The organism is Agromyces sp. GXQ0307 (assembly GCF_044769845.1).
In the GTDB taxonomy this organism is placed as follows: Bacteria; Actinomycetota; Actinomycetes; order Actinomycetales; family Microbacteriaceae; genus Agromyces.
In genome coordinates this window covers 465,176-492,128 of sequence record NZ_JBIZVY010000001.1, presented here as the reverse complement: position 1 = coordinate 492,128, position 26,953 = coordinate 465,176, and the positions used below count along the sequence as shown (strand labels likewise).

Annotated in this window: 23 protein-coding genes and 1 pseudogene; 10 read left to right on the top strand and 14 right to left on the bottom strand. The window is 71.4% G+C overall.

Going from position 1 to position 26,953, the window contains the following annotated elements; genetic code table 11:
• Nucleotides 1-36 precede the first annotated feature (36 nt).
• The 5 genes and pseudogenes from ACIQH8_RS02265 to ACIQH8_RS02245 all read left to right on the top strand — a co-directional run bounded on the left by ACIQH8_RS02265 (nt 37) and on the right by ACIQH8_RS02245 (nt 5,405).
• Complete coding sequence (locus ACIQH8_RS02265) at nt 37-1,026, top strand: Gfo/Idh/MocA family protein (protein ID WP_400994257.1); 990 nt, start codon at nt 37-39, stop codon at nt 1,024-1,026.
• A 26-nt stretch (nt 1,027-1,052) separates the two neighbouring features.
• Complete coding sequence (locus ACIQH8_RS02260) at nt 1,053-2,228, top strand: M20/M25/M40 family metallo-hydrolase (RefSeq protein WP_400994255.1); 1,176 nt, start codon at nt 1,053-1,055, stop codon at nt 2,226-2,228.
• Between the two features lie 72 nt (nt 2,229-2,300).
• Nucleotides 2,301-3,848 carry a D-alanyl-D-alanine carboxypeptidase/D-alanyl-D-alanine-endopeptidase gene (locus tag ACIQH8_RS02255; RefSeq protein ID WP_400994253.1) on the top strand — a complete coding sequence of 516 codons (1,548 nt, stop codon included), beginning with the start codon at nt 2,301-2,303 and terminating at the stop codon, nt 3,846-3,848.
• 94 nt (nt 3,849-3,942) lie between these two features.
• A pseudogene (locus tag ACIQH8_RS02250) lies at nt 3,943-4,515 on the top strand (isochorismatase family protein); the annotation flags it as partial.
• Nucleotides 4,516-4,634: 119 nt separating this feature from the next.
• Nucleotides 4,635-5,405 carry an alpha/beta fold hydrolase gene (locus ACIQH8_RS02245; protein ID WP_400994251.1) on the top strand — a complete coding sequence of 257 codons (771 nt, stop codon included), beginning with the start codon at nt 4,635-4,637 and terminating at the stop codon, nt 5,403-5,405.
• A 12-nt stretch (nt 5,406-5,417) separates the two neighbouring features.
• Here ACIQH8_RS02245 and ACIQH8_RS02240 read toward each other — a convergent pair whose 3' ends face one another.
• Nucleotides 5,418-6,404 (bottom strand): helix-turn-helix domain-containing protein, encoded by a 987-nt coding sequence (locus ACIQH8_RS02240; RefSeq protein WP_400994249.1) that lies wholly within the window; start codon nt 6,402-6,404, stop codon nt 5,418-5,420.
• A gap of 211 nt (nt 6,405-6,615) precedes the next feature.
• Between ACIQH8_RS02240 and ACIQH8_RS02235 the strand changes: the two genes are divergently transcribed.
• Nucleotides 6,616-8,154, top strand: coding sequence for an APC family permease (locus ACIQH8_RS02235; protein ID WP_400994246.1), 1,539 nt, complete (start codon nt 6,616-6,618; stop codon nt 8,152-8,154).
• Here the strand turns inward: ACIQH8_RS02235 and ACIQH8_RS02230 are convergent.
• The gene (locus ACIQH8_RS02230; protein ID WP_400994243.1) at nt 8,151-8,726 is read right to left on the bottom strand and encodes a hypothetical protein; all 576 of its coding nucleotides are present in this window, start codon (nt 8,724-8,726) and stop codon (nt 8,151-8,153) included. The genes ACIQH8_RS02235 and ACIQH8_RS02230 overlap by 4 nt on opposite strands.
• An 84-nt stretch (nt 8,727-8,810) precedes the next feature.
• Here ACIQH8_RS02230 and ACIQH8_RS02225 point away from each other — a divergent pair, with 84 nt between their 5' ends.
• Nucleotides 8,811-10,847 carry a primary-amine oxidase gene (locus ACIQH8_RS02225; RefSeq protein WP_400994240.1) on the top strand — a complete coding sequence of 679 codons (2,037 nt, stop codon included), beginning with the start codon at nt 8,811-8,813 and terminating at the stop codon, nt 10,845-10,847.
• A gap of 219 nt (nt 10,848-11,066) precedes the next feature.
• Here the strand turns inward: ACIQH8_RS02225 and ACIQH8_RS02220 are convergent, their stop codons facing one another.
• Both ACIQH8_RS02220 and ACIQH8_RS02215 read right to left on the bottom strand, forming a co-directional pair.
• Nucleotides 11,067-11,822: a hypothetical protein gene (locus ACIQH8_RS02220; RefSeq protein ID WP_400994237.1), complete on the bottom strand. Its 756-nt coding sequence runs from the start codon at nt 11,820-11,822 to the stop codon at nt 11,067-11,069.
• Nucleotides 11,823-11,942: 120 nt separating this feature from the next.
• Nucleotides 11,943-13,493: an adenylate/guanylate cyclase domain-containing protein gene (locus ACIQH8_RS02215; RefSeq protein WP_400994234.1), complete on the bottom strand. Its 1,551-nt coding sequence runs from the start codon at nt 13,491-13,493 to the stop codon at nt 11,943-11,945.
• Between the two features lie 107 nt (nt 13,494-13,600).
• Here ACIQH8_RS02215 and arr point away from each other — a divergent pair, with 107 nt between their 5' ends.
• The gene (gene arr / locus ACIQH8_RS02210) at nt 13,601-14,011 is read left to right on the top strand and encodes an NAD(+)--rifampin ADP-ribosyltransferase (protein ID WP_400994232.1); all 411 of its coding nucleotides are present in this window, start codon (nt 13,601-13,603) and stop codon (nt 14,009-14,011) included.
• A 40-nt stretch (nt 14,012-14,051) separates the two neighbouring features.
• Here the strand turns inward: arr and ACIQH8_RS02205 are convergent, their stop codons facing one another.
• Together ACIQH8_RS02205 and ACIQH8_RS02200 are read right to left on the bottom strand one after the other, a co-directional pair.
• Entirely contained in the window at nt 14,052-14,639 is a 588-nt protein-coding gene (locus ACIQH8_RS02205) for a TetR/AcrR family transcriptional regulator (RefSeq protein WP_400994229.1), read from the bottom strand.
• A 165-nt stretch (nt 14,640-14,804) separates the two neighbouring features.
• Nucleotides 14,805-16,238: an aldehyde dehydrogenase family protein gene (locus tag ACIQH8_RS02200; RefSeq protein WP_400994226.1), complete on the bottom strand. Its 1,434-nt coding sequence runs from the start codon at nt 16,236-16,238 to the stop codon at nt 14,805-14,807.
• 123 nt (nt 16,239-16,361) lie between these two features.
• On the opposite strand from ACIQH8_RS02200, the gene ACIQH8_RS02195 reads away from it, so the two are divergent.
• The gene (locus ACIQH8_RS02195) at nt 16,362-17,003 is read left to right on the top strand and encodes a MarR family winged helix-turn-helix transcriptional regulator (protein ID WP_400994224.1); all 642 of its coding nucleotides are present in this window, start codon (nt 16,362-16,364) and stop codon (nt 17,001-17,003) included.
• A 36-nt stretch (nt 17,004-17,039) separates the two neighbouring features.
• On the opposite strand, the gene ACIQH8_RS02190 is transcribed toward ACIQH8_RS02195, so the two are convergent.
• The 8 genes from ACIQH8_RS02190 to ACIQH8_RS02155 all read right to left on the bottom strand — a co-directional run bounded on the left by ACIQH8_RS02190 (nt 17,040) and on the right by ACIQH8_RS02155 (nt 26,240).
• Nucleotides 17,040-17,204 carry a hypothetical protein gene (locus tag ACIQH8_RS02190; RefSeq protein WP_400994221.1) on the bottom strand — a complete coding sequence of 55 codons (165 nt, stop codon included), beginning with the start codon at nt 17,202-17,204 and terminating at the stop codon, nt 17,040-17,042.
• Between the two features lie 242 nt (nt 17,205-17,446).
• Nucleotides 17,447-18,589, bottom strand: coding sequence for a 3,4-dihydroxyphenylacetate 2,3-dioxygenase (gene hpaD, locus ACIQH8_RS02185; RefSeq protein ID WP_400994219.1), 1,143 nt, complete (start codon nt 18,587-18,589; stop codon nt 17,447-17,449).
• A 48-nt stretch (nt 18,590-18,637) separates the two neighbouring features.
• Nucleotides 18,638-20,143 (bottom strand): 5-carboxymethyl-2-hydroxymuconate semialdehyde dehydrogenase, encoded by a 1,506-nt coding sequence (gene hpaE, locus ACIQH8_RS02180; protein WP_400994216.1) that lies wholly within the window; start codon nt 20,141-20,143, stop codon nt 18,638-18,640.
• 52 nt (nt 20,144-20,195) lie between these two features.
• Nucleotides 20,196-20,891: a GntR family transcriptional regulator gene (locus ACIQH8_RS02175; protein ID WP_400994213.1), complete on the bottom strand. Its 696-nt coding sequence runs from the start codon at nt 20,889-20,891 to the stop codon at nt 20,196-20,198.
• Nucleotides 20,888-22,531: a fumarylacetoacetate hydrolase family protein gene (locus ACIQH8_RS02170; protein WP_400994211.1), complete on the bottom strand. Its 1,644-nt coding sequence runs from the start codon at nt 22,529-22,531 to the stop codon at nt 20,888-20,890. Before ACIQH8_RS02170 ends, ACIQH8_RS02175 begins: the two co-directional genes overlap by 4 nt.
• Before the next feature lie 77 nt (nt 22,532-22,608).
• Nucleotides 22,609-23,493 (bottom strand): aldolase/citrate lyase family protein, encoded by an 885-nt coding sequence (locus ACIQH8_RS02165; RefSeq protein ID WP_400994209.1) that lies wholly within the window; start codon nt 23,491-23,493, stop codon nt 22,609-22,611.
• The gene (gene hpaH, locus ACIQH8_RS02160) at nt 23,478-24,263 is read right to left on the bottom strand and encodes a 2-oxo-hept-4-ene-1,7-dioate hydratase (protein ID WP_400994207.1); all 786 of its coding nucleotides are present in this window, start codon (nt 24,261-24,263) and stop codon (nt 23,478-23,480) included. Before hpaH ends, ACIQH8_RS02165 begins: the two co-directional genes overlap by 16 nt.
• A gap of 309 nt (nt 24,264-24,572) precedes the next feature.
• The gene (locus ACIQH8_RS02155; protein WP_400994204.1) at nt 24,573-26,240 is read right to left on the bottom strand and encodes a thiamine pyrophosphate-binding protein; all 1,668 of its coding nucleotides are present in this window, start codon (nt 26,238-26,240) and stop codon (nt 24,573-24,575) included.
• Between the two features lie 219 nt (nt 26,241-26,459).
• Between ACIQH8_RS02155 and ACIQH8_RS02150 the strand changes: the two genes are divergently transcribed.
• Entirely contained in the window at nt 26,460-26,762 is a 303-nt protein-coding gene (locus ACIQH8_RS02150; protein ID WP_400994202.1) for a hypothetical protein, read from the top strand.
• The last annotated feature ends 191 nt before the right edge of the window (nt 26,763-26,953 follow it).

Sequence of the window (26,953 nt, the reverse complement as noted above, 5' to 3'; positions counted from 1 at the left end):
GCTGTCCGGAACACCTGCCCCGCTAGGCTGGCGCGCATGACGGCACGACTGCGATGGGGCATCCTCGCGACCGGCGGCATCGCCCGCCTCTTCACCTCCGACCTGGTCCGCAACGGCTTCGACGTGCGCGCCGCAGGGTCTCGATCACTCGAGTCGGCTCGCGCGTTCGCCGATGAGTTCGACCTGCCGACCGCGTACGGCAGCTACGCCGAGCTCGTCGACGATCCGGAGGTCGACGCGATCTACGTCGCGACGCCGCACCCGTTCCATGCGGCCGCGGCGCTCGCCGCGATCGAGGCGGGCAAGCACGTGCTCGTCGAGAAGCCGTTCACGCTCAACGAGGCCGAGGCGCGCGTCGTCGCCGATGCGGCACGAGCGCGGGGCGTGCTGGTGCTCGAGGCCATGTGGACCCGCTACCTGCCCCACATGGTGCGCATCCGCGAGATCATCGCGGCCGGCACCATCGGCGAGCTGCGCTCGATGATCGCCGACCACACCCAGAAGCTCTCCGACGACCCCGCGCACCGCCTGAACTCGCTCGAACTCGGCGGTGGGGCGCTGCTCGACCTCGGCATCTACCCCGTCTCGTTCGCGTGGGACCTGTTCGGCGAGCCCGCCGTCATCCAGTCCACCGCGATCTTCAAGGCGACCGGCGCCGACGCCCAGGTCGCGGTCCAGTTCGGGTACGCCGAGGGGCGGATCGCGTCGACGTTCTCGGCCAGCGACGCGCGCGGGCCGAACCGCGCGCTGGTCCTCGGAACCGAGGCCCGCATCGAGATCGACGGCGTCTGGTACACCCCGACGAGCTTCCGGGTCATCGGTCACGACGACGCCGTGCTCGAGGAGTTCTCGTCCGACGTGAACGGCCGCGGCATGCACTACCAGGCGGCGGCGCTCGAGCAGCTCGTGGCAGACGGCCGGCTCGACGGCGGCGACATCCTGCCCACCGAGCAGTCGGTGGCGATCATGGGCACGCTCGACCGCATCCGCGCCGAGATCGGGCTGCGGTACCCGGGAGAGGACTGAACGCCGCGAAGGCGGGAGCAGCCGGCATGTCGGGCGGCGAGACCGTCGCGCTGGCGCGCGACCTCGTCCGGATCGACGCCACCAATCCGACGCTCGTCCCGGGCGGAGCGGGTGAGCGCGAGCTCGCCGGAGTCGTCGCGGGCTGGCTCGGCGCCCGCGGATTCGAGGTCCGGCTGGTGGGCGCCGATCCGTCGCGCCCGAGCGTGCTCGCACGTCGCCGGGGCAGCGGCGGTGGTCGCTCCCTACTCCTCGCCGGTCACCTCGACACCGTGGGCGGTCCGGGCGGCATGGCGGATGTCGCGGCCGACGCTGAGCGCGATCGCATCGTCGGCCGCGGGGCGTACGACATGGCCGGCGGTCTCGCGGCGGCGATGGTCGCCGGCGCGACCGCACCCGAGGGCCTGGCGGGCGACGTCGTGCTCGCGTTCGCCGCCGACGAGGAGTTCGGGTCGGTGGGCATGGAGGAGCTGCTCGCGGTGATCGATGGGGACGCCACGGCTTCCGGGGACCCGGCTCGTCGCCCCGACGGCGCCGTCGTGCTCGAGCCGACCGACCTCGAGGTGACGCTCGCGCACCGCGGCTTCGCCTGGTACCGCGTCGAGTACGAGGGCGTCGCGTCGCACGGGTCGCAGCCCGAGCTCGGCGTCGACGCGATCGATCGCGCGATCGACGGACTCGTCGCGCTCCGGGCGCTCGGGCGCGAACTCGACGCGCGACCGCGGCATCCGCTGCTCGGCACGGGAAGCGTTCGGGTCGCCACCATCGAGGGCGGGTCGGATGCCGCGACGGTCGCCGATCGTTGCGTGCTCGTCGTGGAGCGGCGCACGCTGCCGACCGACGCCGATCCGGGAGCCGAGATCGAGGAGGTGCTCGCCGCATCGGGGCCGGCGAGGGTCGTCCAGCTCGTCGCCCGTCCGGCGATGGCGGCCGACGAGGGGGCCGCGATCGCGAGATCCGTGCTCGCCGCCGTCGAGGACGTCACGGGCTCGCCCGCCGTTCGGCGCGGCGATCCGTGGTGGACCGACGCCGGGCTCATCGCCGACGCGGGCATCCCGGTCGTGCTGGTCGGACCGGTCGGCGGCGGAGCGCACGCCGACGACGAGTGGGTCTCGATCGCCTCGCTCGAGACGCTCACGGCGGTGATCGGACGGGTGATCGGGGACTTCTGCGGCGCGGCCGAGGGCGCCGCGACCCCTCGCTGAGGCGGTGGCCGTGCGGGCGGCGCCGGGACTCGCGCTCGGGACTCATCCGGGTGGCCTCCGTACAATGCCCGGGTGAGCGACGAGACGGATGCGCCGGGCGCGATGCCCGAGCCGGGTGAGGCGCGCTCGTCGGGCGACCCCGACGCGGCGCCGACGTCCGCGACCGACTCCGGCGAGGCGAACGCCTCGGACGGACGTCGCCCACGCGGCATCCGCTCGCTGATCGGCGAGCACCGCGTGCTCGCCGCCGTCGCCGCGGTCGCCGCCGTCGGACTGCTAGGTACGGCCGTCGCATTCGCCGCGACGATGCCGGGTGGCGAGCCGACGCCGGTCGCGACCGCCACGCCGACCCCGACGCCGACGCCCACTCCGACCCCCACCGCAACGCCGACGCCGACCCCCGAGCCGGCCGCGCGTGTGCGCACCTGCTCGGTCGCGGGCCTCGCCGCCGACCCGCGGCTGGCCGACCTGCAGGCCCAGGTCATGAACGCCGGGACGGGCGAGATCCTCTTCGACCGCGGCGGCCTCACGGGCTCGCGCACCGCGAGCGTCATGAAGGTCGTCACGGCGGCGGCCGCGCTCGCCGTGTTCTCACCCGACGACCGGTTCCCGACGACCGTCGTGAAGGGCTCCGAACCGGGCTCGGTCGTGCTCGTCGGCGGCGGCGACCTGACGCTGTCGCGCACCGCGACGGGCAACGAGACCGTCTACCCCGGGGCGGCGCACCTCGACGACCTCGCGCGGCAGGTGCGCGCGGCGTGGGACGCCGACCCGTCGAACCCGCCGCTCACGAAGCTCGTCCTCGACTCGTCGTACTTCGGTGGCGAGACCTGGCACGCGAGCTGGGCGCCCACCGAACGCGAGCTCGGCTACATGCCCGAGATCACTGCGCTCATGGTCGACGGCGACCGCGACGACCCGTACGCGAACACCTCGCGCCGTGGCGCCGACGCGGTCGGCCGGGCCGGCGACGCCTTCGCGGCCGAGCTCGGCGGCGTCTCGTCGATCGAACGCGGCACGGCCCCCGGCGGCGCGACCGAACTCGGGCGGGTCTGGTCGCCGACGGTGGCACAGCTCATCGACAAGTCGCTCGTCGTCTCCGACAACACGGTCGCCGAGATGCTCGCGCGGCAGGTCGCCGTCGCGGTCGGCACCGGGAACACGTTCGAGGCGATCGACCCGGCGGTGCGCCGGGCGCTCGAGACCTACGGCATCGCGCGCGGCGGCATCCGCGTGATCGACGGCTCGGGGCTCTCGCCCGACAACGCGGTTCCGCCCGCCTACCTCACGCGGCTCTTCGCGAAGGTCGAGGCGCGCGAGGGGAACCTCGGCGTCATCCGCGACGGACTGCCCGTCGCCGGACAGCGCGGTTCGCTCTCGTACGCCGACCGGTTCGCGGGCGACAACGCGGTCGCGCACGGCGCGGTGTTCGCGAAGACCGGGTGGATCGACACGGGCTACACGCTCGCGGGGATCATCCACGCCCAGGACGGCACGACCCTGACCTTCGCGATCTACGCGCTCGGCGACGTCTCGCAGATCACGGCCGACGCGAAGGTGGCGATCGACACGCTGACGACGGGCTTCTACCGCTGCGGCGACGAACTCTCGAACGAGTGACGGAGGGCCCGCCGCGGCATCCGCGAATCGCGACAGAATGGAGACGGCGGCCGGACGATCCCCGCCCGAGACCCGAGGAGCGAAGGAGCCGATCATGAGTCGGGCCCTGTTCATCATCGACGTGCAGAACGACTTCACCGAGGGCGGCGCGCTCGGCGTCGACGGGGGTGCCGCGGTCGCCGCGGGCATCACCGAGTACCTCGCCGAGCACGGCGAGCGCTACGACCTCGTCGTGGCGTCGCGCGACTGGCACAACCCCGGCGACGACAACGGCGGGCATTTCGCGACGGACGCCGAGCCCGACTTCGTGACGACGTGGCCGAAGCACTGCATGGCGGGCACGTCGGGTGCCGAGTATCACCCGGCGCTCGACACGAGTGCCGTCCACGTGCACGTCCGCAAGGGCCAGGGCGTGCCCGCGTACTCGATCTTCGAGGGCACGGACGACTCGGGCGCGTCGATCTCCGAGGTGCTCGAGCGCCACGGCATCACCGACGTCGACATCGCGGGCATCGCGACGGACTACTGCGTGCGCGCGAGCGCACTGGATGCGATCGAGCACGGCCGGCACGTCCGCGTGCTCCGCGACCTGATCGCGGGCGTCGCACCGTCGTCGTCCGACGCGGCGATCGCCGAGCTCGGCCACGCGGGGGCGGCGATCGTCGACTCGTCGGAGCTGCCGCCGGGCGAGGTGGTCGAGCGTCCTGAGACGGAGGATGCCGCGTCCGGTGATTCCGGTCGTGCGGATGCCGCCGGCTCGCCGGCCGACGACGAGGCGGATCGCGCGTGACCGGGCAGCACTCCCCGGCTCCGATCCTGCACGCCGAGTCGCCCGACGGGGTGCTCATCGCGTATCGCGTGCACGGCGACGACGCCGAGACCGGCCGCCCGCCCGTACTCCTGGTGCACGGGTTCGCCTCCGACTCGACGGTCACGTGGGACGGCACGGGCTGGGTCCGCGCGCTCGTCGAATCCGGGCGTCGCGTGATCACGACCGACCTCCGCGGGCACGGAGCGAGCGACAAGCCGGTGACGGCCGACGCGTACGCACCCGACCGGCTCGGCGCCGACCTCCTCGCCGTGCTCGACTCCGCCGGTGCGGCGACGTGCGATGCCGTCGGCTACTCGATGGGCAACCGCGTCATCTCGGCGCTCTGCGAGCTCGCACCTGACCGGGTCCGGCGGGTGGTCGTCGGGGGTGCCGGGCCGACCGAGCTGTTCGCGACGTGGGATGTCGAGGACGCACGCGCATACCTCCACGACGGGACGGCGCCCCGGAACCCGGTGATCGCCCAGGTGCTCGGCCCGGCGATCCGCGCGGGCGCCGATCGCGATGCGCTCCTCGCGTGCGTCGAGGGTGTCTCGGGTGCCCCGCTCGCGATCCCCGGCGGCATCCCGGTGCTGTTCGTCGCAGGCGAGGAGGACCCGGTGCCGGTGGGCGTGCAGCAGTTGGCGCTCGACTGGGGCAGCGACCTCATCACCATCCGCGGCCGCGACCACGTCTCGACGCTGACGTCCCGCACCTTCAAGGACGCCGCGATCGACTTCCTCGTCTGAGCCCGGCTCGCCTCACGCCGCCGTCGCCCGCGCCCGGACGGCGCTGGGCGGTTCGCCGAACTCGGCACGGAAGGCGCGACTGAAGTGCGCGGCGTCGGCGAAACCCCAGCGGCCGGCGACCTGGCCGACCGGACGGTGCGCCGCGAGCGGGTCCAGCAGTTCGCGACGGCAGCGGTCGAGCCGTCGCGAGCGGATCCAGCTCGAGACGGTGAGGCCCTCCTCGTGGAAGATCGCGTGGAGGTGGCGGGTGGAGATGAAGTGGGCCGCGGCGATCGTGGCCGGCGTGAGGTCGGGGTCGCCCAGTCGCTCCTCGAGCCAGGTCTGGATGCCGCGCAGCATCGCCCGATGGGGTCGGTCGGCGTCGCGGGCGACGTCGAGCTCGCGGGCGTAGAGCGTCGAGACGAGGTCGACCGCGTTGCGGGCGAGGCGGCCGCCGACGGGTCCGCCCAGCTGGTCGAGGTCGCCGGCGAGCTCCGCGAGGAAGCGCGCGACGACGCGGCCGAGACCCTGGTCGCCAGGGATGCGGGCGGCGGTCATTCCCTGCACTGCGTCGGTGGGCAGTTCGAGCATCCGGTGCGGCACCATGAGGACGAGCGTGCTGAACGACTCCTCGAAGACGAGGGTGTAGGGCGAATCGGTGTCGTAGATCGTGAGGTCGCCGGGACGGAGCACGGCCTCCCGGGAATCCTGGATGAGCAGGCCGGTGCCGGCGAGCTGGAGCCCGAGCTTGAAGGAGCGATGCTCGGATCGCGCGACCAGTTCGGGCGTGCGGTGGATCTCGTGGCCCGTGGCCGTGACCACGGAGAGGTGGATGTCGTCGCCGACCGAGGCCCTGATGTCGCCGCGGAACGCGTCCGGGTCGTCGGAGCGCACGCGCAGCGGCACGAAGGACTGCGAGGCGAGCGCGCTGAATGCGGCGAAGCCGAGCGGCAGCGTCGACGTGTCGACGGCGGGCGCGACCGAGGCGAGCGCGGGGGAGGGGGAGGATCCGTGGGGCACGGCATGCACCTCATCTCTGGGTGGGACGTCGATGTCCGGGTCGAGAGGAAACTCTACGCTCGTTGAGCCAAATTCGACAGGGCGGGTCTGCGGTCGAGGTCAAGCGGCGTACGCTCTCCGACAAGTCCGCGACGTCGGCGCACGGAACCATGGGCCGGAACCGGGCGATGCCGCCGTGGCTCGCCCTCCGTCGACCAAGGGATCCCCAGCCATGACCTCCGCAACGACGACGTCGACGCCCGCGGCGACCGGTGCACTCGGCCACCGGCGCCTCGGCGTGCCATCCGTCACCCTCATGATCATCGCGGCGTCGGCGCCGCTCACCGTGGTCGCCGGCGGCGTGACCACGACCTTCGCCGTGACCGGCGTCATCGGCGTGCCCGTGGGCTTCATCGTGCTCGCCGCGGCCCTCGCGGTCTTCGCCGTCGGCTACGCCGCGATGAGTCGTTACGTCACGAACGCCGGCGCCTTCTACGCCTACATCGCCCAGGGCATCGGACGCCCCTTCGGCGTGGGCGCCTCGCTCGTCGCGCTCGTCGCCTACAACGCCATGCAGGTCGGCATCTACGGGCTCTTCGGGTTCCAGATGTCGATGTTCCTCGAGGCGAAGTTCGGCCTCACCACGCCGTGGTGGCTCTGGATCTTCGTCTGCATCGCCGTCGTCGGCGCGCTCGGGGTGAACCGCGTGGACCTCTCGGCGAAGGTGCTCGGCATCCTCGTCGCACTCGAGTTCGCGGCCGTGCTCGTGTTCGACCTCGTCTCGTTCGCGGTGGCCCCCGAGGGCGTGAGCACCGCGGGCATCCAGCCGGCCAACCTGTTCGTGCCCGGCATCGGCGCGGTGCTCTCGTTCGGCGTCGCCGCATTCATGGGCTTCGAGTCGGCGGCCATCTACGGCGAGGAGTCGAAGGACCCCAAGCGCACGGTCGCGCGCGCGACCTACGCCGCGGTCGCGATCATCGGCGTCTTCTACGCGTTCAGCGCCTGGGCCTTCACCGTCGGGGTCGGGCCGTCGCGGATCGTCGAGGCGTCGGCGACCTACGGCCCAGACCTCATGTTCGTCTTCATGGGCGAGCACGCGCCGATCATCGTGAGCGACCTCATGCAGGTGCTGTTCCTGACGAGCCTCTTCGCGGCCCTGCAGTCCTTCCACAACGCGGTCGCCCGGTACCTCTTCTCGCTCGGGCGCGAGGGGGTGCTGCATCGCAGCCTCGGTTCGGTGCGTGCCGCCTCGCGTGCGCCGTGGGCCGGCTCGGTCGCCCAGAGCGTGATCGCGATCATCGTGACGCTGGGCTTCGTCGTCGCGGGCGAGGTCGTGGGGCTGAAGGCCGACTTCGCGCCCGTCGAGTTCCTCTACCCGGTCCTCACCATGTTCACGTGGCTCACGAACACGGGCGCCATGGGGCTCGTGCTGCTCATGGGCGTCATCGCGATCGCGGTGATCGGGTTCTTCCGCCGTGACCGGCGCGGACTCGGTGCCTGGCAGACGCTCATCGCGCCGGCGATCTCGGCGGTCGTGCTGTTCGCGGTGTTCGTGCTCATCCTCGCGAACTTCAACGTGCTCCTCGGCCAGACGGAGACCACGGCGGTCACGTTCGTGCTGCCGGCGCTGCTGGTCGTGCCCGGGATCGCCGGCGTCGTGTGGGGGCTCGTCATCAGGCGGCGGAACCCGGAGCTCTACGCCCGGGTCGGTCACGGCATCGAGGAGGCCGAGGCGGCCGTCGTCGAGGTTCCCGCGCACCGAGGGGTCTAGGCGCCCAGCGCGGTCGCCAGGCCGGGAGCGGCCATGGCGGCGAGCATGACGGTCATGCTCGCCGCCATCACCCCGTGTCCGATCCCGCCGCGACCCTCGCGCACCGCGCGAACCGCGACCCACGCGCCGAGCGAGACCACCGTGATCACGACGAGGGTCTCGCCCAGGAGGAGCGGGGCGGCGTGCGCGTGCGTCGCCGCGGACGCGGCGGCGTCGTCGCGATCGACGGAGGCGATGAGCCATCCGGCCGCGATGAGCGCCAGTGCGTGGTGGAGGTCGTCGAGGGGACGGCCCCGGACGCCGACCGGCCGGGCGTCCACCGACGCGGCGGGTGCGGGCCGGCACGTCCGGTCCACGCGTGATCGGATGCCGATCGCGAGGCCGGCGATGACGAGGATGCCAGCCCATGCCACGCCCGGGAGGATTCCGGCGAACGACACGTCGAGCATGGCGGCGAGCATCGCGAGTGCCGCGATCGCGTCCAGGGCACGGAGTCGCCGACCCCTGGCGAGCGTCGCGCCGGTGCCCGCGAGCGCGCCCGCGAGCATGATTCCGTGTGCGATCTCGGCCATTCGTCCCCGAATCTTCCCTGTTCCGGTGAGTCCGGTTATATTACTCGACAAACGTAGAGAAAAACGAGGTGCACCATGACGACGATGTCGACCACCCACGCTCGCGAGCACGCCGCCGAAGGCGATCTCCCGACCGATCCGACGGCCCCCACTCCCGATCCGATGCGCGGCCTCACCGCCGACGAGATCGACGCCGTGCGGGAGGTCATCGACGACGCCGGACTGCTCGGCGAGCAGACCCGCTTCGTCTACGTGGGCCTCGACGAACCCGCCAAGGCCGACGTGCTCGCCGGCACCGCACTCCCGCGCATCGCCAGGGCACTCATCCTCGACCGCGCGACCGGAGCGTCCGCCGACGTCCGCGTCTCGATCACCGATCGTGCCGTCGTGGAGCAACGGGCCATCGACGGCGCGAACGGCCAGGTCCCGATCCTCGACGTCGAGTTCGAGGCGATCTACGACATGCTGGGCGCCGAGCCCGAGTGGCACGAGGCCCTCGCCAAGCGCGGCATCACGCACGCGCAGGTCGCGCTCGCCCCGCTCTCGGCCGGCGAGTACGGCTTCGAGGCCGAGCGCGGGCGCCGCGTCATCCGCGTGCTCGCCTTCATGCGCCACGACGAGCAGGACCACTGCTGGGCGCACCCCGTCGACGGCCTCTGCGCGTACGTCGACATGATCGAGGGCTGCATGTTCCAGCTCGTCGACCACAAGGTCTACGAGATCCCCGCCGAGTCGGGCAACTTCGACGACCCCGAGGTGCAGGGCGCACCGCTCGACACCCTCAGGCCGATCAGCATCACGCAGCCCGAGGGGCCGAGCTTCACCGTCGAGGAGGACCGGGTCAGCTGGGCGAACTGGCGCTTCTCGCTCGCCTTCGACGCGCGCGAGGGGCTCGTGCTCCGCCGCATCCGCTACGTCGACGCCGACCAGGGCGGCGCCGAGCGCGACATCGTCTACCGCGCCTCGATCGCCGAGATGGTCGTTCCCTACGGCGACCCGTCGCCCGCTCGGTTCTGGCAGAACTACTTCGACACCGGCGAGTACGTCTTCGGCCGCTATGCGAACTCGCTCCAGCTCGGCTGCGACTGCCTCGGCGAGATCCACTACTTCGACGCGACGATCGCCGACGAGTTCGGGCACCCCCGCGTCATCCCGAACGCGATCTGCATGCACGAGGAGGACTACGGCACGCTCTGGAAGCACACCGACATCTACACCGGTTCGAACGAGGTGCGCCGCCAGCGTCGGCTCGTGATCAGCTTCTTCACGACGGTCGGCAACTACGACTACGGCTTCTACTGGTACCTCTACCTCGACGGCACGATCGAGTGCGAGGCGAAGCTCACCGGCGTGCTCTTCTCATCGGCGTACGACCCGGAGGGAGGCGACCACGCGAGCGAGGTCGCACCCGGCCTCGGGGCGCCCTACCACCAGCACCTGTTCAGCGCCCGCCTCGACATGATGGTCGACGGCCTCGCGAACGCGGTCGAGGAGGTCGACGCGGTCCGCGTGCCGATGGGGGAGGGCAACCCGTACGGCAACGCCTTCACGAAGCGCACCACGCGACTGCGCACCGAGGCCGAGGGCGCGCGCGACGCGGACCCCCTCGCGGGCCGCGCCTGGCACATCGTCAACACCGAGAAGCAGAACCGGCTCGGCCGGCCCGTCGCCTACGAGCTGCTCGCGCAGGGCTCGCCGACGCTGCTCGCCGACCCCGAGTCGGTGATCGCCAAGCGCGCCGGCTTCACGCGCAAGCACCTCTGGGTCACGCGCTACGACCGCGACGAGCGCTACCCCGCGGGCGACCTCGTGAACCAGAACCCCGGCGGCGACGGCCTCCCGCGGTACACCGAAGCCGACCGCTCGATCGACGGCGAGGACATCGTGCTCTGGCACACGTTCGGCCCCACGCACTTCCCGCGCGTCGAGGACTGGCCCGTCATGCCCGTCGACTACGCGAAGTTCACGCTCAAGCCGTACGGCTTCTTCGGACGGAACCCAACCCTGAACGTCCCGGCGTCCGAGGCGATGGGCATGGCCTGCCACACGAATGCCGCGGCGGGCGGATGCCACTGCGCTGCCGGCGAGTGCACGTGCTCGGGGCACGGGCACGGGGCCTGACGCCCGGGCGATCGAACGACGGCGGACGGATGTCGCGGGGGCGCGGCATCCGCCCGTCGCCGTTCCCGCGGCCGCCCGTGCGCGAGTCGGGCCGGTTGCCATCCGTGAAGGTTCCACGTCGTTCGGGCCGGGGGTGACCCTTCGCGAAAACGAGGTGGAAAAGTGCCCAGGGGATACCTTTCCACCTCGTTTCCAAGTGGGGCGAGGGTAGTCCGTCGATCACGTGCGTGTGGCGGTCCTCCATCTGTCGAGCGCCTCGTACTGGGTGGCGACTGCGGCGAACGCCGTGCTCCTGTCAGCGAGGTCGAACACCTGCTCTCGGAACTGGCGTCGCAGCGGGATGCGGAGGTGCTCGAGCTTGGGGAGGTCGAGGAGGGGCGAGAGGTCCGGCTCGAGCACGCGAGTGCCGGGCAGACCCAGCGTTCGAAGCTCCTTGAGGGGCCGAACCCATTCGAGGTCGGGTAGAACGAGACTCCTGTCCGACCCGAATGAACCGTTGCCGAACTCGAGCGACGTCAATCGCGTGAACGAGCCGAGCGACGTCGGATCGTCGAGGCGATGTGCTTGGTCCACAATCAGTTCAGTGAGGTGCCGCAGACCGGTCAGCGGCGCGATGCTGTGCAGACTGGTCGCCCCGCCCAGGCGGATCGATCGGAGTTCATGGAGTCGGCTCAGCGCCGCCACATCGCGGTACGGGCCCCACTTCAGCCCCAGTTCTCGTAGTTGCGGTTGCCCGGCGAGGGAATCAACCAGTTCCTGCGGGACGCGTGAAACGAGGTTCAAGCTCGTCAGAGCAGTCGTGGTAGTGGCGAAGAACGCGATCCACTCCGCCAAGATCCGACGTCGGCCCGCCGCGCTCTTCTCCTTCGCATCGAGCTGCGTCGCTTCGACGTGGGCGGTCGACTCGCCCTGGTACTGGGCGGGGCGCCAGATCACGTCGAACGGCCACGCATCAGGCTCCACCGAAGAAATCACCAGGTGAGAATACGCAACACGGGCACGGCCGGCCACTCGGGGGCGCTTCTACGAATCGTCCGCGCCCGGCAACGCCGTACAAGCCCACGCCGGATTCCGTCGAGCGCTCCGACGTGTCGGTCAGGGTTCGGAGAGGGCGTAGGCGGTCACCCGGTCGCGCTTCCCCTTGATCTGCACGTCCGTCAGTGCACGAGCGTTCAGGTTGTCGCCGCCGGCGAGTGCCTGATACGTCTCGGCGCTGAGGAGGATGGGAGCGCCGACATCCTTGGTCTTCTCCTCCAGCCGGGCGGCGAGGTTCACGGCATCCCCCATGACGGTGTACTCGATCCGCTCCCGACCGCCGATGTTCCCGGCGATCACCGGCCCGGTTGCGACTCCGATTCCGGACCGGAGGTTCGGAAGGCCGTCGAGGGTCTCCGCGTCATTGAAGGCGGCGAGCGCTCGTCGCATCCCGATCGCCGTCCTCACGGCTCGGACCGCATGGTCCGTCATCGGATTGAGCGGAGTGCCGAAGACCGCGAGGACGGAATCCCCGCCGAAGCGGGTGACGACGCCCCCGTGGTCGACGATGACCGCAACCATCGCCGTCATGTACCGGTTGATCACGTCGACCAGTCGGGCGGGAGGCATCTGCTCACTGAGCGTGGTGAAGTCGCGGATGTCCGAGAAGATCACCGTGCTGTCGACGAGTGTTCCGCCGAGACCGGCCCCGCGCTCCACGGCGGCCCGGGCCACCTCGGTGCTGACGTAGAGGCCGAACAGCTCCCGCAGACGCTCACCCTGACGCAACCCGTCGGTCATGGCGTTGAATCGCTCGCCGAGGTACCCGAGCTCGTCGTTGGTGGTCACGGCGACCTTCGTGTCGAGCTCGTTGTGTTCGATTCGCCCCATCGCCGCCTGCAGCGCCTCGAGCGGTCCGACGATGGCTCGCGCCACGAGAACGGCGGTGATCACGCCGGCGAGCAGGCCCACGCCGAGGACGTACAGCTGGACGATGGCGAGGTTGTCGAGGATCGCCTGCGGATTCGCTGCGTCGAGCAGGGCGAGGCTGCGCGACTGCGTGAGGACCACGAGCAGGGTCGGCGTGAGCGCGCCGATGAGTGCGAAGGCCACGAGCAGGCGCCTCCGCACCGAGAGCCGGAAGGCGTGGACGCTGCTCAGGTCCCCTTCCGGGAAGAAGACCGGGACCTGCCGGCGCCAGACGAGGTCGGTGCCGAAGTAGACGATCGTCGTCCCGACGGCGCCTCCGATGGCGATGCCGACGAAGTTGCCCGGGTCGGCGTACAGGATCGAGAGGAAGACGCCGACCACCAGGCTGCCTGCGGCGACCAGCGCGGCACCGACGAGCGGCCAGATCAGCACCAGTCGCGCGACGTTCGGAGGCAGTTCCGAGGCGAGCGTGCCGTCCTCGATCAGGCGCAGCCACTTCCGGATCGGGCGCCCGAGCCAGACGACCATCGCGACCGCACCGGCGAGGATCACGACACCGACGATCGCGAACACCATGATGCCGCCGGTCTCGATCGGCGAGACCGCCGCGTCGTCGACCGGAATCGGATCGATCAGCGCGAAGTAGAGGAACACGATCAGGGCGCTGAGGACCGTCGCCCCGGAGATGAGCGTCGCGATCCTGCGGGAGATCTCTCGTGAAGACGGGTGCGAGGTGCTCACGATGCATGTCCCCTTCCGCACGGGGCCCGCGCTGGCGGTTCGGGGTCAGCGTAGTACGCGGGCTCGGCGGTGGCAGTGCCGTCGCGGCCGAGGGCTACGCTGTCCCGGTGGGCGAAGTGCTGGACGAGGGGCCGTTCTACCACGGCACGAAGGCCGACCTGGCGGTCGGAGACCTCCTCACGGCGGGGTTCCGCTCGAACTACCGCCCCGAGGTGGTCATGAACCACATCTACTTCACGGCCCTTCCGGACGGCGCCGGCCTGGCGGCCGAACTGGCAGCCGGTGACGGCGAACCGCGCGTCTACGCCGTGGAGCCGACCGGTGCCTTCGAGGACGACCCGAACGTCACCGACAAGAAGTTCCCCGGCAACCCGACCCGGTCGTATCGGAGCGCCGAACCGCTGCGGATCCTCGGCGAGGTCGCCGACTGGACTCGGCTCACCCCCGCCGCGTTGCAGGCGTGGCGGGAGCGGCTGGCCGAACTCGCGGCCGACGAGCGGGGCGAGATCATCAACTGAGCCGCGGAAGCCGGCCCGGTGACATCCGTCGTGCCGGCGGTCAGCTCAGCAGGTCGAGGTATCCGTCGAGCGATCGGGTCAGCCGGTCGGCGTCGGCGCTGGCCGGCGCGACGACCGCGATGACCTGCACGCCGTCGAGCATGGCCATGAGGTGATCGACGACGACCGGGATGTCGACGTCGTCGCGGATCTCGCCGCGGCGCTTCGCGTCGGCGAGGTGCCCGCCGATCTCGACGCGCCACTGGTCCATGGTGCGCTCGTGCAGGGCGAGCAGGTCGGGCTCGTTGGCCGCGTACTCCCAGAAGGGGATGACGATTCGCGCCTCGAGGATGCGCTCCTCGTCGAGGGGGAAGATCTGCAGCATCAGTTCGCGGAGGGCCGCCATGCCCTCCAGGTCGGCGCGCACGGCGGCGAAGCGCTCGTTCGTGGCGGCGAACACATGCTCGAACGTCGCCCCGATCAGCTCCTCCTTGTTGCGGAAGTACGGGAAGAGGCCGCCGTTGGCGACGCCCGACGCCCTGGCGATCTCCCGCATCGTGGTGGCGCGGAAGCCCTTCTCGGCGATCAGGCGCCAGGTCGCATGCACGATCTCGAGGCGGCGCGCGTCGTGGTCGACGATCTTCGGCATGTTCCCCTCTCGCGACGCCGCGGCGTCGTGTCAACGATACGCGGCGCGACGCTCGGACCCGTCCGATCCGGAGACGGGCGCGGCGCGACCGTGACACGACGAGGGCCGGGAGCGCGATCGCGCTCCCGGCCCGTCCCTGCCCGCCCCCGCGGACCCCGCCGCGGGTCAGCCGTTGACGACCTGCGGCACGCCGAGCGCCTTGAGGCCCTCGACGCCGAACTCGAGTCCGTAACCGGACTGCTTCGCGCCGCCGAACGGCGCCATCGGGTGGACCGCGCCGTGCGCGTTGATCCACACCGTGCCGGCCTCGAGGCGGGCCGCGATGCGGCGCGCCTCCTCGCGGTCGGCCGACCACACCGAGGCACCGAGCCCGACCTCCACGCCGTTCGCCATCGCGATCGCCTCGTCGAGGTCGTGGTACCGGATGATCGGCAGCGCCGGACCGAACTGCTCCTCCTGCACGAGCGGGGAGTCGTCGTCGATGTCGGCCACGAGCGTCGTCGGGTAGAAGTTGCCGGCCTGCGTGCGATCCGGGTCGCCGCCGAGCAGCACCCGTGCGCCGCCGGACTTCGCCGACTCGACCAGTCGGTCGACGATGTCGAACTGCTGCCGGTTCTGCAGCGGTCCGAGCACATTCGCCTCGTCGAGGCCGACCCCCATCGGCATCGCGCGGGCGACATCGACGAGCGCCTCGCAGACGGCATCGTAGACGTCGTCGTGCACGTACAGGCGCTTCAGCGCGGCGCAGGTCTGGCCCGTGTTGATGAACGCGCCCCAGAACACGCCCTCGGCGATCGCCGTCGGGTCGACGTCGGGGAGGACGATGCCGGCGTCATTGCCGCCGAGTTCGAGCGTGAGGCGCTTGACCGTATCGGCCGAACTGCGGATGATCGCCTTCCCGGTCTCCGTCGAGCCCGTGAACATCACCTTCCCGATCGAACGGTGCGCCGCCAGCGCCGCGCCGACGTCGCGGCCGCCCGAGACGACCTCGACGACGCCCTCGGGCAGCACGCGGTTGATGACCTCGATGAGCGCGAGCACGCTGAGCGGGGTGTACTCCGACGGCTTCACCACGACCGTGTTGCCCATCCGCAGCGCGGGTGCGACCTGCCAGACGGTGATCATCTGCGGCCAGTTCCACGGCCCGATCGCGCCGACGACGCCGATCGGGCGGTAGTGCAGCTCGGCGCGCGTCTCGCCGTCGTCGACGACGACCTCCGCCTCGAGGGGCGTCGCCGCGGCGGCCCGCATCCACCCGGATGCCGCGCCGACCTCGAACCGTGCGTTGGGACCGTTCAGCGGCTTGCCCTGCTCGCGCGACAGCACGTGCGCGAGCGCCTCCGCCTCTGCGTCGATCGCATCGGCGGCGAGCATCAGCAGTTCGCTCCGGCGCTCGTGCCCGAGCGCCGCCCAGGCGGGCTGCGCCGCCGCCGCGCGGGCGATGGCCTGCTCCAGGTCCTCGACGCCGTGCACCGGGGCGTGACCGACGAGTGCGCCCGTCGCGGGATCGAGGATCTCACGACGTTCCGCGGTCTGCGGCGTGATCTCGGCGAGCAGGTCGGTCGGCGTGTCCTCGAGGACAGGGATCGGGCTGTTCATGGCACCTCCACGTTGAGTCGGGGTTCCACGGTAGGCAGCGGGCCGGTCGGCTCCGTTGCCGGTGCGCGCGACGCACTTGGACCTGCGCGCACGAAGTGCCGGGGGCCGGACTAGGGTGTCAGGGTGTCCAGTCGTCCCAGCGGGTTCGAGTCGAGCGGCTACTGGTACGAGGCCGACGACTCCCGCCTGGGCAGCGTCGACGTGCTCAACCTGCTCCGGCGATACCGGGCCGCCGATCAGGAGATGCGCCGCCGGACCCGGGACTCGATGGGCATGGGCGAGACGGATCTCCTGGCGCTCCGCTACGTGCTGCGCGCCGAGCGCGAGGGCGAGATGCTCACGCCGGGGATGCTGGCGAAGCTCCTCGACATCTCGACGGCGTCGACCACGGTGCTGATCGACCGACTCGAGCGCAGCGGTCACCTCGTGCGGCGCCCGCATCCGTCCGACCGTCGCTCGCTCGTCGTGTCGAGCACGACCGACAGCGACGCCGAGGTGCGGGCCACCCTCGGTCGGATGCACCAGGCGATGATCGGGGTCGCGGACGGGCTCGACCAGCGGGATCTCGGCGTCGTGGCGAGGTTCCTCGCCGGGATGATCGAGGCGATGGAGCTCGTCGAACCGCACCACGGCGCGGAGGACGCGCCGATCGGGGACATCCCCGACGTGTCGATCACCGAGCCTCGCGGTGCGACCGCCGCAGACGAGGACGCCGCCCGGCACCGAGACGGTGCGGGCGGCGACGCGACCTCGACGGAGGCCTGATCGCCGGGTCGCGCATGCGCGACCCGGCGGAGTCGATCAGACGCTCCGGTTGCCGGTGAGGGTCCGGACGAGCCAGACGATCACGGCGAGCACGAGCAGGACGATGCCCACCCAGAGCAGGAAGTTCAGCGACTGCACGAAGCCGCCGGTGAACAGCAGGATGATGGCGATGATACCGACGATGATGAGCAGGGTGTTCACGGAAGTGCCTTTCTGATCGGCGATGACGCCGTGCGGCGCACGGCGGGTCGGGAACCTTCGGGCCCCGGGGGACGGGCGTCCCCCGGGGACGTCCCCCCGGTCGTGATCGCCCGCATAGCGGTCGTTCCCTGGTCCGCGACCACGTGACCAGCATTCCGTGGCGAGCGACGGGACGTCCAGCCATTCCGACCGCGGCCGGATTCCGCTATTGTTCGCGCGCCCGAGCGGACTGCCCTCGCCGTTCAGAGGGTGTTGCCGAGCTTGAAGCCCTTCTCCTCGTCGCCCTTGCGGGTGTACGAGAACCCGTCGGCGCCGATCGTGACCGCCATCTCGGAGTCGTCGGTTCGCGCGACCACGGGCTGCGGGTTGCCGTCGAGGTCGAGCACGAGCGAGGCCTCGGTGTACCAACTCGGCACGACCGGGTTGCCCCACCAGTCGCGGCGCTGGTTGTCGTGCACGTCCCACGTCACGACGGGGTTGTCGGGGTCGCCCGTGTAGTAGTCCTGCGTGTAGATCTCGACGCGGTGGCCGTCGGGGTCGCGGAGGTAGAGGTAGAACGCGTTCGAGACGCCGTGGCGGCCCGGTCCGCGCTCGATCGCGTCCGACATCCGCAGCGCGCCGAGCTTGTCGCAGATGGCGAGGATGTTGTGCTTCTCGTGCGTCGAGAACGCGACGTGGTGCATGCGCGGGCCGTCGCCGCCGGTCATGGCGGTGTCGTGCACGGTCGGCTTCCGACGCATCCACGCGGCGTAGACCGTGCCCTCCTCATCCTGGATGTCCTCCGTCACGCGGAACCCGAGGTCCTGCATGAAACCGACCGCGCGCGGCACGTCGGGCGTGACCTGGTTGAAGTGGTCGAGGCGCACGAGTGCACCGGGCGTGTACAGGTCGTAGCGCCAGGCGAGGCGCTCGACGTGCTCGACGTCGTGGAAGAACTCGTACGGGAAGCCGAGCGGGTCCTCGACGCGCACGGACTCGCCGATGCCCGTCGTCCAGCCCTCCGCGCGACGCTCGACGCGACATCCGAGTTCGGTGTAGAAGGCGACCGCCTTGTCGAGGTCCTCCGGCGTGCGCACGCGGTAGCTGAACGCGGCGACCGCCGCGACCGGGCCCTTCCGCAGCACGAGGTTGTGGTGGATGAACTCCTCGAGCGAGCGCAGGTAGACCGTGCTGTCGTCCTCCTCGGTCACCGTGAGCCCGAGCACGTCGACGTAGAAGTTGCGGCTCGCCTCGAGGTCGGTGACGACGAGTTCCATGTAGGCGCAGCGCAGGATGTCGGGAGCCGGTGCCGTCGGCGTCGGGATCGGGTTCGCGGAGTGGATCGGTGCCTCCTGGCTCACGAAGAAGCCGGAGGAGGTGAGGGTCATGTCGTCACGGTGGGTCATGTCAGCGTCCTTGCTTGATGTCGGATGGATCTCGATACGCGCTTCGCGCTACTCGATCACGGGGGCCTTGCCGAAGGTGGGGTTGTGGACCGCCCCGAGGGTGATGTGCACCGCCTGCTGGTCGGTGTAGAAGTCGATCGAGCGGTAGCCGCCCTCGTGGCCGAGGCCCGAGGCCTTGACGCCGCCGAAGGGGGTCCGCAGGTCGCGCACGTTGTTCGAATTGAGCCAGACCATTCCGGCCTCGACGGCCTGCGAGAAGTTGTGGGCGCGCTTGAGGTCGTTGGTCCAGATGTACGCGGCGAGGCCGTACTTCACGCCGTTCGCGAGCTCGAGCGCCTCCTCGTCGGAGTCGAACGGGGTGATCGCGACGACCGGGCCGAAGATCTCCTCCTGGAAGATCCGGGCGTCCTTGGCGACATCCGCGAACACGGTCGGGGCGACGTAGTTGCCGGTCTCGAGGCCCTCGGGGCGGCCGCCGCCGGCGACGAGGCGACCTTCGCCCTTGCCGATCTCGACGTAGCTCATGACCTTGTCGTAGTGCTCGGGGTGCACGAGCGCGCCGACCTCGGTCTTCGGGTCGTGCGGGTCGCCGACGACGACGCGCTTCGCCTGCGCGGCGTACTTCTCGACGAACTCGTCGTAGATCGCGCGCTCGACGAGGATGCGCGAGCCGGCGGTGCAGCGCTCGCCGTTCAGGGAGAACACGCCGAAGATCGTCGCATCGACGGCGGCGTCGAGGTCGGCGTCGGCGAACACCACGGCGGGGCTCTTGCCGCCGAGCTCCATCGAGAGGCCCTTGAGGAACGGCGCGGCGTTGCCGAAGATGATCTGCCCGGTGCGGCTCTCGCCCGTGAACGAGATGAGCGGGACGTCCGGATGCTTCACCAGGGCGTCGCCCGCCTCCTCGCCGAGCCCGTTGACGAGGTTGAAGACGCCCTGCGGCAGACCTGCCTCCTCGAAGATCTCGGCCCAGAGGCTCGCCGAGAGCGGCGTGAACTCGGCGGGCTTCAGCACGACCGTGTTGCCCGTGGCGATGGCCGGCGCGAGCTTCCACGACTCGAGCATGAACGGCGTGTTCCACGGAGTGATGAGCCCGGCGACGCCGATCGGCTTGCGGTTGACGTAGTTGATCTGGCGCCCGGGCACCTTGTACGTGTCATCCGCCTGGGCGACGATCAGGTCGGCGAAGAAGCGGAAGTTCTCGGCCGCGCGACGGGCCTGGCCGAGGGCCTGGGTGATCGGCAGGCCGGTGTCGAAGGTCTCGAGCTCGGCGAGGCGGGCGTCGCGCGACTCGACGAGGTCGGCGATCCGGTGCAGCACGCGCGAGCGCTCGCGGGGCAGCATCCTCGGCCAGGGGCCATCGGTGAACGCGCGGCGCGCGGCGACGACCGCACGGTCGATGTCGGCCTGCTGGCCGGCGGCGGCCTGCACGTAGGTCTCGTTCGACACCGGGTCGAGGACGTCGAACGTCTCGCCGCCGATCGAGTCGACGAATTCGCCGTCGATGTAGTGGCGGATGCGGTCGGGCAGGCCCTCGGGGATGAAGTGCGTCATGCGGGTTTCCTTCCGGTGGTCCGGGGTGGTCGGGATGTGTGCGGGTCGGCGGTCAGGTGGTCGTGGCGACCGGGGCCGCCTCGGACGCACCGGCCGGCTTGTGCGCCGCCTGGTAGGCGAGCACGGCGTCGAGCGTCGCGGTTCGGTGCTCACGCGCGGCGAGCTCGATCTCGAGCGCGTCGGCGCCCCGCTCGATGAGCTCGACGATGCGCTCGTGCTCCTCGACGGAGGCGCGTGCGCGCCCGGGCACGAAGCTGAACGACGAGTCGCGGAGCACGCGCATCCGGTTCCAGCCGCGGTGCACGAGGTCGAGCACGTGCGGGTTCGGGCAGCCCTCGAAGAGCACGGCGTGGAACTCGAGGTTGAGCTCGGTGAAGCGGTGCGGCTCGAAGTCCTCGAGTGTGCGCCGCATCTCCGCGTTGATCGCCCGCGCCCGCGCGAGCTGCTCGGAGCTGAGGTAGGGCGCCGTGAGCGAGGTCGCGAAGCCCTCGACGAGCGCGAGCGTCTGCATGGTGTGCAGGTACTCGGTCTCCTTGATGAGCGCGACCTGGGCGCCCACGTTCTTCTGGAAGGTCACGAACCCCTCGGCCTCGAGGCGGCGGATGGCCTCGCGCACGGGCACCACGGAGACGTCGAGCTCCCCGGCGATCTGCGCGAGCACGAGCCGGTAGCCCGGCACGTAGCGGCCGTCGTCGATGCGCTCCCGGATGTACCGGTACGCCTGCTGCGACTTGCTCTCGACGTTCATCGCGGCGCCTCGGCCGTCGCCTCGGGGTCGGTGGTCGTCGCCGCCGAGTCGGCGACGGTCGGGGCGACGGATGCCGCGGCATCCCGCTCGCGCTCGTACCGCTCGCGCCACTCGCGGTTCATCGGGAAGAGCCCGTCGACGGCCTCGCCCTCGGCGACGCGCTCGGCGACCCAGGCGTCGGCCGCGTCCTGCTCGACGGCCTCGGCCGCGACCTCGGCGACGAGGTGCGGCGGGATGACGATCACACCGTCGCCGTCGCCCACGATGACGTCGCCCGGCTGCACGGCGGCGCCGCCGCACGCGATGGTCACGTCGGTCTCCCACGGCACGTGACGGCGGCCGAGTACGCTCGGGTGCGGCCCCTGCGAGAAGACGGGGATGCCGATCTCGGCGACCGCGTCGAAGTCGCGCACGCCGCCGTCGGTGACGATGCCGGCCGCGCCGCGCACCTTCGCCCGGAGCGCGAGCACGTCGCCGACCGTTCCGGTGCCGCGCTCGCCGCGGGCGTCGACCACGAGCACCTCGCCCGCGCCGACCGAGTCGAACGCGCGCTTCTGGGCGTTGTAGCCGCCGCCGTGCGAGGCGAACAGGTCGGGTCGCGCGGGGATGAAGCGCAGCGTGCGCGCCCGGCCGACGATGCGGTCGCCCGGGTGGTTCGCGGACACGCCCTCGATGAAGATGTCGTGGTACCCGCGCTTGCGGAGCGCGACCGAGAGCGTCGCCACGGCGACGGAGGAGAGCTGCCCGCGCAGCTCGTCGGTGAGCTCGAACTCACCGTCCGTCGGTCGAGTCGGCGCGCCCTCGCCGTATCGAGACTCGCCGTCGCCTGGTCTCGATACGCTCGCTTCGCTCGCTCCTCGACCACCGGAGGTGAGCGGGGTCGCGCGGCCGGCGGCGACCGCCGCCGCATGCTCCGCCTCGGATCCCCACGCCTCGACGCGCTGGAGGTCGTCGACAGCGGGCTCCGAGCCGAAGTCGCCGAATGCGACCTCGCCCTGCGTCACGGTGGTGACCAGTCGACCGGTGGAGGGCGCGCCCGGCGCACCCGGCGCGTCGACCTCGACCTCGACGACGTCGCCCGGGACGACGACCGAGGACCCGGCCGGCGTGCCGGTGAGGATCACGTCGCCGGTCTCGAGCGTGAAGTGCTGCGACAGGTCGGCGATGAGCCGGCCGAAGTCGAAGAGCAGCGTGTCGGAGGTGTCCTCCTGCACGAGCGCGCCGTTGACCCACGTGCGCACGCGCCAGTCGCCCTGGCCGATGCCGTCGACGGGGATCGCGTCGGGCCCGAGCGGCGTGAACCCGTCTCCGCCCTTCGAGCGGACGTTCGAGCCCTTGTCGGCCGCGCGGAGGTCGTAGAGGCCGAAGTCGTTCGCGGCGGTGACGGCGGCGACGTGCGACCAGCCGTCGGCGGGGGAGACGTGGCGGGCGGCCTCGCCGATGATCAGGGCGATCTCGCCCTCGAAGGCGAGGAGTTCGGCGCCGGCGGGGCGCTCGACCGTGCCGCCGGTCGCGCCGATCGAGCTCTGCGGCTTCAGGAAGTAACTCGGCTGCGCGGGCGTGCGGCCCCGCTGCGCGGCGCGCGACGGGTAGTTGAGGTGCACGGCGATGATCTTGCCGGGCTTCGCGATGGCGGTCATGGACTCCCTCGTCTTCTGAATATCCGAAATCATATACGTTCTGTGTCGAGCTGCCAAGACCCGGATGTCGCGGGCGCTCAGTAGCTCGGACGCTCGCCGGTTCCGAAGCCCGTGCCGGTCGAGCCGTCCTGTGCGCGCGCGGTCTCGGCCGCGGCCGGCCCCGAGACATCCGCTGCCCCTGCGTCGCCGATGAAGCGATCGGCGAGGGCCTCCGACGCCCGCGCGAGCAGCGCGACATCCGCCCCCACCGCGACGAACGACGCGCCCGCATCGAGGTAGCGCTCGGCGTCGGCGGGCACGAAGGCGTTCACGCCGACGGGCACGCCCGCGGCGATGCCAGCGCGGATCGAGGCGAGGACCGCGTCGACGACCTCGGGGTGCGACTGCTGCCCGAGGTGCCCCATCGATGCGGCGAGATCGGCGGGGCCGACGAAGAGGCCGTCGACGCCGGGCGTCGCGGCGATGGCGTCGACCGAGGCGACCGCGGCCGCCGACTCGATCTGCACGAGGAGGCTGATGGTCGACGCGGCATCCGCCAGGTAGTCCTCGACGCGATTCCAGCGCGACGCGCGGGCGAGCGACGAGCCGACGCCGCGGACGCCACCGGTCGGGTAGCGCACGGCCCGCACGATCTCGGCGGCCTGCTCGGCGGAGTCGACCATCGGCACGAGCAGGTTCTGGACGCCGAGGTCGAGGAACTGCTTGATGACGACCGTGTCGCCGAACGGCACGCGCACGACCGGTGCAACCGGGTAGGCGGCGACCGCCTGGAGCTGCGCGAGGATCGACTCGAGCCCGTTGGGGGAGTGCTCGCCGTCGATGAGCACCCAGTCGAGTCCGCTGCCCGCCGCGATCTCGGCGACGAGCGGACTCCCGGAGCACACCCACATGCCGACCTGCGGCCGGTCGGACTCGTCCACGCGGGCGGCGAAGGTGGGCGGCAGGGTCAGGCGAATCGGCACGTGATGCTCCCGAGGTCGTGGTAGTCGGCGTGCACGGTGTCGCCGCGTTCGACCCACATGGGCCGGGTGAAGCTGCCGGCGAGGATGATCTCGCCCGCGCCGAGCGACTGCCCGTGCTGGGCCAGCTTGTTCGCGAGCCACGCGACGCCCATGGCGGGGTGGCCGAGCACCGCGCCCGCGACGCCCGACTCCTCGATGGTCTCGTTCCGCGAGAGCAGCGCGCCGACCCAGCGGAGGTCGACGTCGTCGACCTTGACCGGGCGACCACCGATCACCATCGCGCCCATCGCGGCGTTGTCGCTGATGGTGTCGACGATGGTGCGACCCTCGAGCTCGATGTGCGAGTTCAGCACCTCGAGCGCGGGGACGACGTACTCGGTCGCCCGGAGCACGTCGAAGATCGTGCAGTCCGGCCCCTCGAGCTCCGTGCCCAGCACGAACGCGAGCTCGACCTCGATGCGTACGTTCGAGAACCGGTCGAACTCGATCACCGAGCCGGACTCGAAGACCATGTCGTCGAAGATCACTCCGTAGTCGGGTTCGGTGATGCCCGTCGCGACCTGCATCACCTTCGAGGTGAGCCCGATCTTGCGGCCGACGAGCCTGGCGCCCGCCGACCGGCGGCGCTCGGCCCACTCGCGCTGCACCGCGTACGCGTCCTCCACGGTCATGCCGGGGTTGCGCGCGGTGAGGAGGGGGACGGTCGTGCGGTCGCGGTCTGCTGCGAAGAGTTCGTCGGCGATCTCGCGGATGCGTGACGGGTCTGGCACGTGATCTCCACTTCGTCGTGAGCGTCACGCCGATCGTATCCGTCGGCGTGGCAGCGGGATATCTCAGATCATATACGATGCTGATCTCCGCGGCCCGGCCTCCATCAGCGCCGTCAGGGAGAAAAGGAGAATCGGGCCACCTTTCTCCCCACTGCCAATCCCCGATCCCTCAGCGAAGCGAAGGGCGGTATCCCGGCCGTCCCCGGCCGCATCCTCGGATGACAAGAGGCCAACGGGCGTCGACGCGCGGCTGCACGGACGCCGCCTCCTGCGTCACCACGGGGAAGCGAGCGCCGAAACGGCAGCCGCTCAAGCCTGCGGTGCGGAGTTCACCCGCACGATCTCCTCCTGGTAGGGCGCGACGACGCGGTCGGAGACGCGGCAGTCGAGGAGCAGGAACCGGCGTTCGCCGACGGGCTCGTCCGCCCACCCGGCGAGCCGGTCGAGGTCCGCGAGCTCGCGGACGACGACGCCCTCGGCGCCGACCGCCGTCGCGAGGCCCGCGAAGTCGACCTCGGGGATGCGCATCGGCGGCTCGGCGAGGCCCTTGCGGCCGTACAGGTGCACCTCGGCGCCGTAGGCGGTGTCGTTCCAGACGACGGCGATACCGCGGCCGCCGGCCGTGCGCACGGCGGACTCGAGGTCGGCGATCGCCATGAGGCCGCCGCCGTCGCCCGTCGTCAGGACGATCGTCGCGTCGGGCTTCGCCGCGGCGGCACCGGGCACGCTCGGGAACCCGAGTCCGATCGACTGGAACGCGGTGCCGACCATCATCATGCGGTCGGGGGATGCCACGGGCCAGTACATGTTCGCCCAGCCGATGAAGTGGCCGCCGTCCGAGACGACGACGCGGTCCTCGGGCAGCAGGTCGGCGATTCGGGCGGCCACCGAGCGCGGGTCGAGCCGGCCGTCCTCGGCGACGACGCCGACACCGGGGTCGCGCGCGCCCAACGCGGCGACGTCGACCGACTCGCGCCAGCCCGACGGCTCGGCGCCGAGCGCGCCGAGTTCGTCGACGAGCTGCCGGGCGACGAGTGCGGCGTCGCCGCGGACGTACGTGCCGACGTGCGGGTGCGTCGCGGCGGGCGCGACGTCGACCTGGGCGACCCGGGTGCCCGGCGCGAACAGGTCGCCGAAGCGCATCGTGAACTGGTTGAGCGACGCGCCGAACACGACGGCGACGTCGGCCTCGCGGATGAGCTCCATCGCGCCCTCGGCGCCGAAGCCGCCGGTCACGCCGAGGTCGTACCGGTCGTCGGGGAAGAGCCCCCGCCCGAGCGCCGTCGTCGCGGTCACCGCCCCGGTCGCGTCGGCGAGCTCGCCGAGCACCTCGCCCGCACGCGCGAGCCACGCGCCGCGCCCGGCGATGAGCACCGGACGGCTCGCCTCGGCGAGCGTGCGCGCGAGTGCGGCGATCGTGCCCGCGGCGAACTCGCCGCGCGGGGCGAGGGGAGCGGGCAGGCTCGGTGCGGGCGTCTCGGGCACGGGCCCGGCCTCGAGCGCGGCGACGTCGTAGGGGATCGCGAGCACGGTCGGCACGCGGTAGGCCAGGGCGTGCTCGATGGCGATGACCGTCGTGGCTGCGGCATCCGTTCGCCCCACGGTGTACGTGCGCGCGCCGACGCCCGACGCGAGCGCGATCTGGTCGACGCCCCACGGCCGGCGGCCGGAGGTCGGCTCGTCGCCGACCACAAGCACGAGCGGCACCTGTGCCTGCACGGCCTCAGCGAGCGCCGTCAGCGTGTTCGTGAAGCCCGCGCCGTACGTCGCGGTCGCCGCGGCGATGCGGTTCGACGCGCGGAAGTGGGCGTCGGCGGCGACGACCCCGCCGACCTCGTGGCGGACCGCCGTGAAGGTCGCGCCGGTCTCGCGTTCGAGGGCGTCGAGGAACCAGGCGTTGCCGTTGCCCATGACGCCGAACACGTGGTCGACGTGGGCGGCGAGGGTGCGGGCGACGTGCGCGGAGACGGTGGGCATGGCGAAGCCTCTCGAGACGGTGACGGATGGCGGTTCCGTATGTGTCTCGCGGGGCCGGCCGGTGCGGCCTGACGCTTCGCGCCCTTTTTTCGAGCGCCGGCGCCGGCCGTTCGCACTGGGCTGCGGCGGGCGCCTGGACGAGAGCGAGTATAGCCAGCGGCCGCGCGGGGCGGCGCCGTGCGACGTCATGGTCGGTAGCGGTGCGGCAGGATGGCTCGGGTGAAGACCATCCAGCTGCGCCGGTACACGCTCGTCGACGGGGAGTACGACGCCTTCGTGGCGTGGTGGAACGAGTGGATGCCGCGCGTACGCTCCGAGGCCGGCTTCACGATCGAGTTCGCCTACGGCATCCGCGAGGCGAACCAGTTCGTCTGGGCCGTGAGCGCGCCCGGCGACGCCGACGCCTTCCTCGCGCGCGAGGCCGAGTACCTCGCCTCCGACGCGCGCGCCGCCGCCTTCGACGGCGTCCCGCAGCGCGTCGCCCACTACGACATCGCCCTCGTCGACGACACCGTCGCCTGACCCGGCTGGTTGCCTTTCTCAGGAGTTTTTCGGCGTGTCGCGGAGTTTCGCGGCATGTCTTCCTGAGAAAGGTGAGGATCGACGCGTGCGTTCCTGAGAAAAGCAAGGCCCCAACGGATGCTGCGGCTCGCCGCCACGGCATCCGTCGCCCCGGTCACACGACGTCGTGTACAGCCGTCACGCAGCCCGGC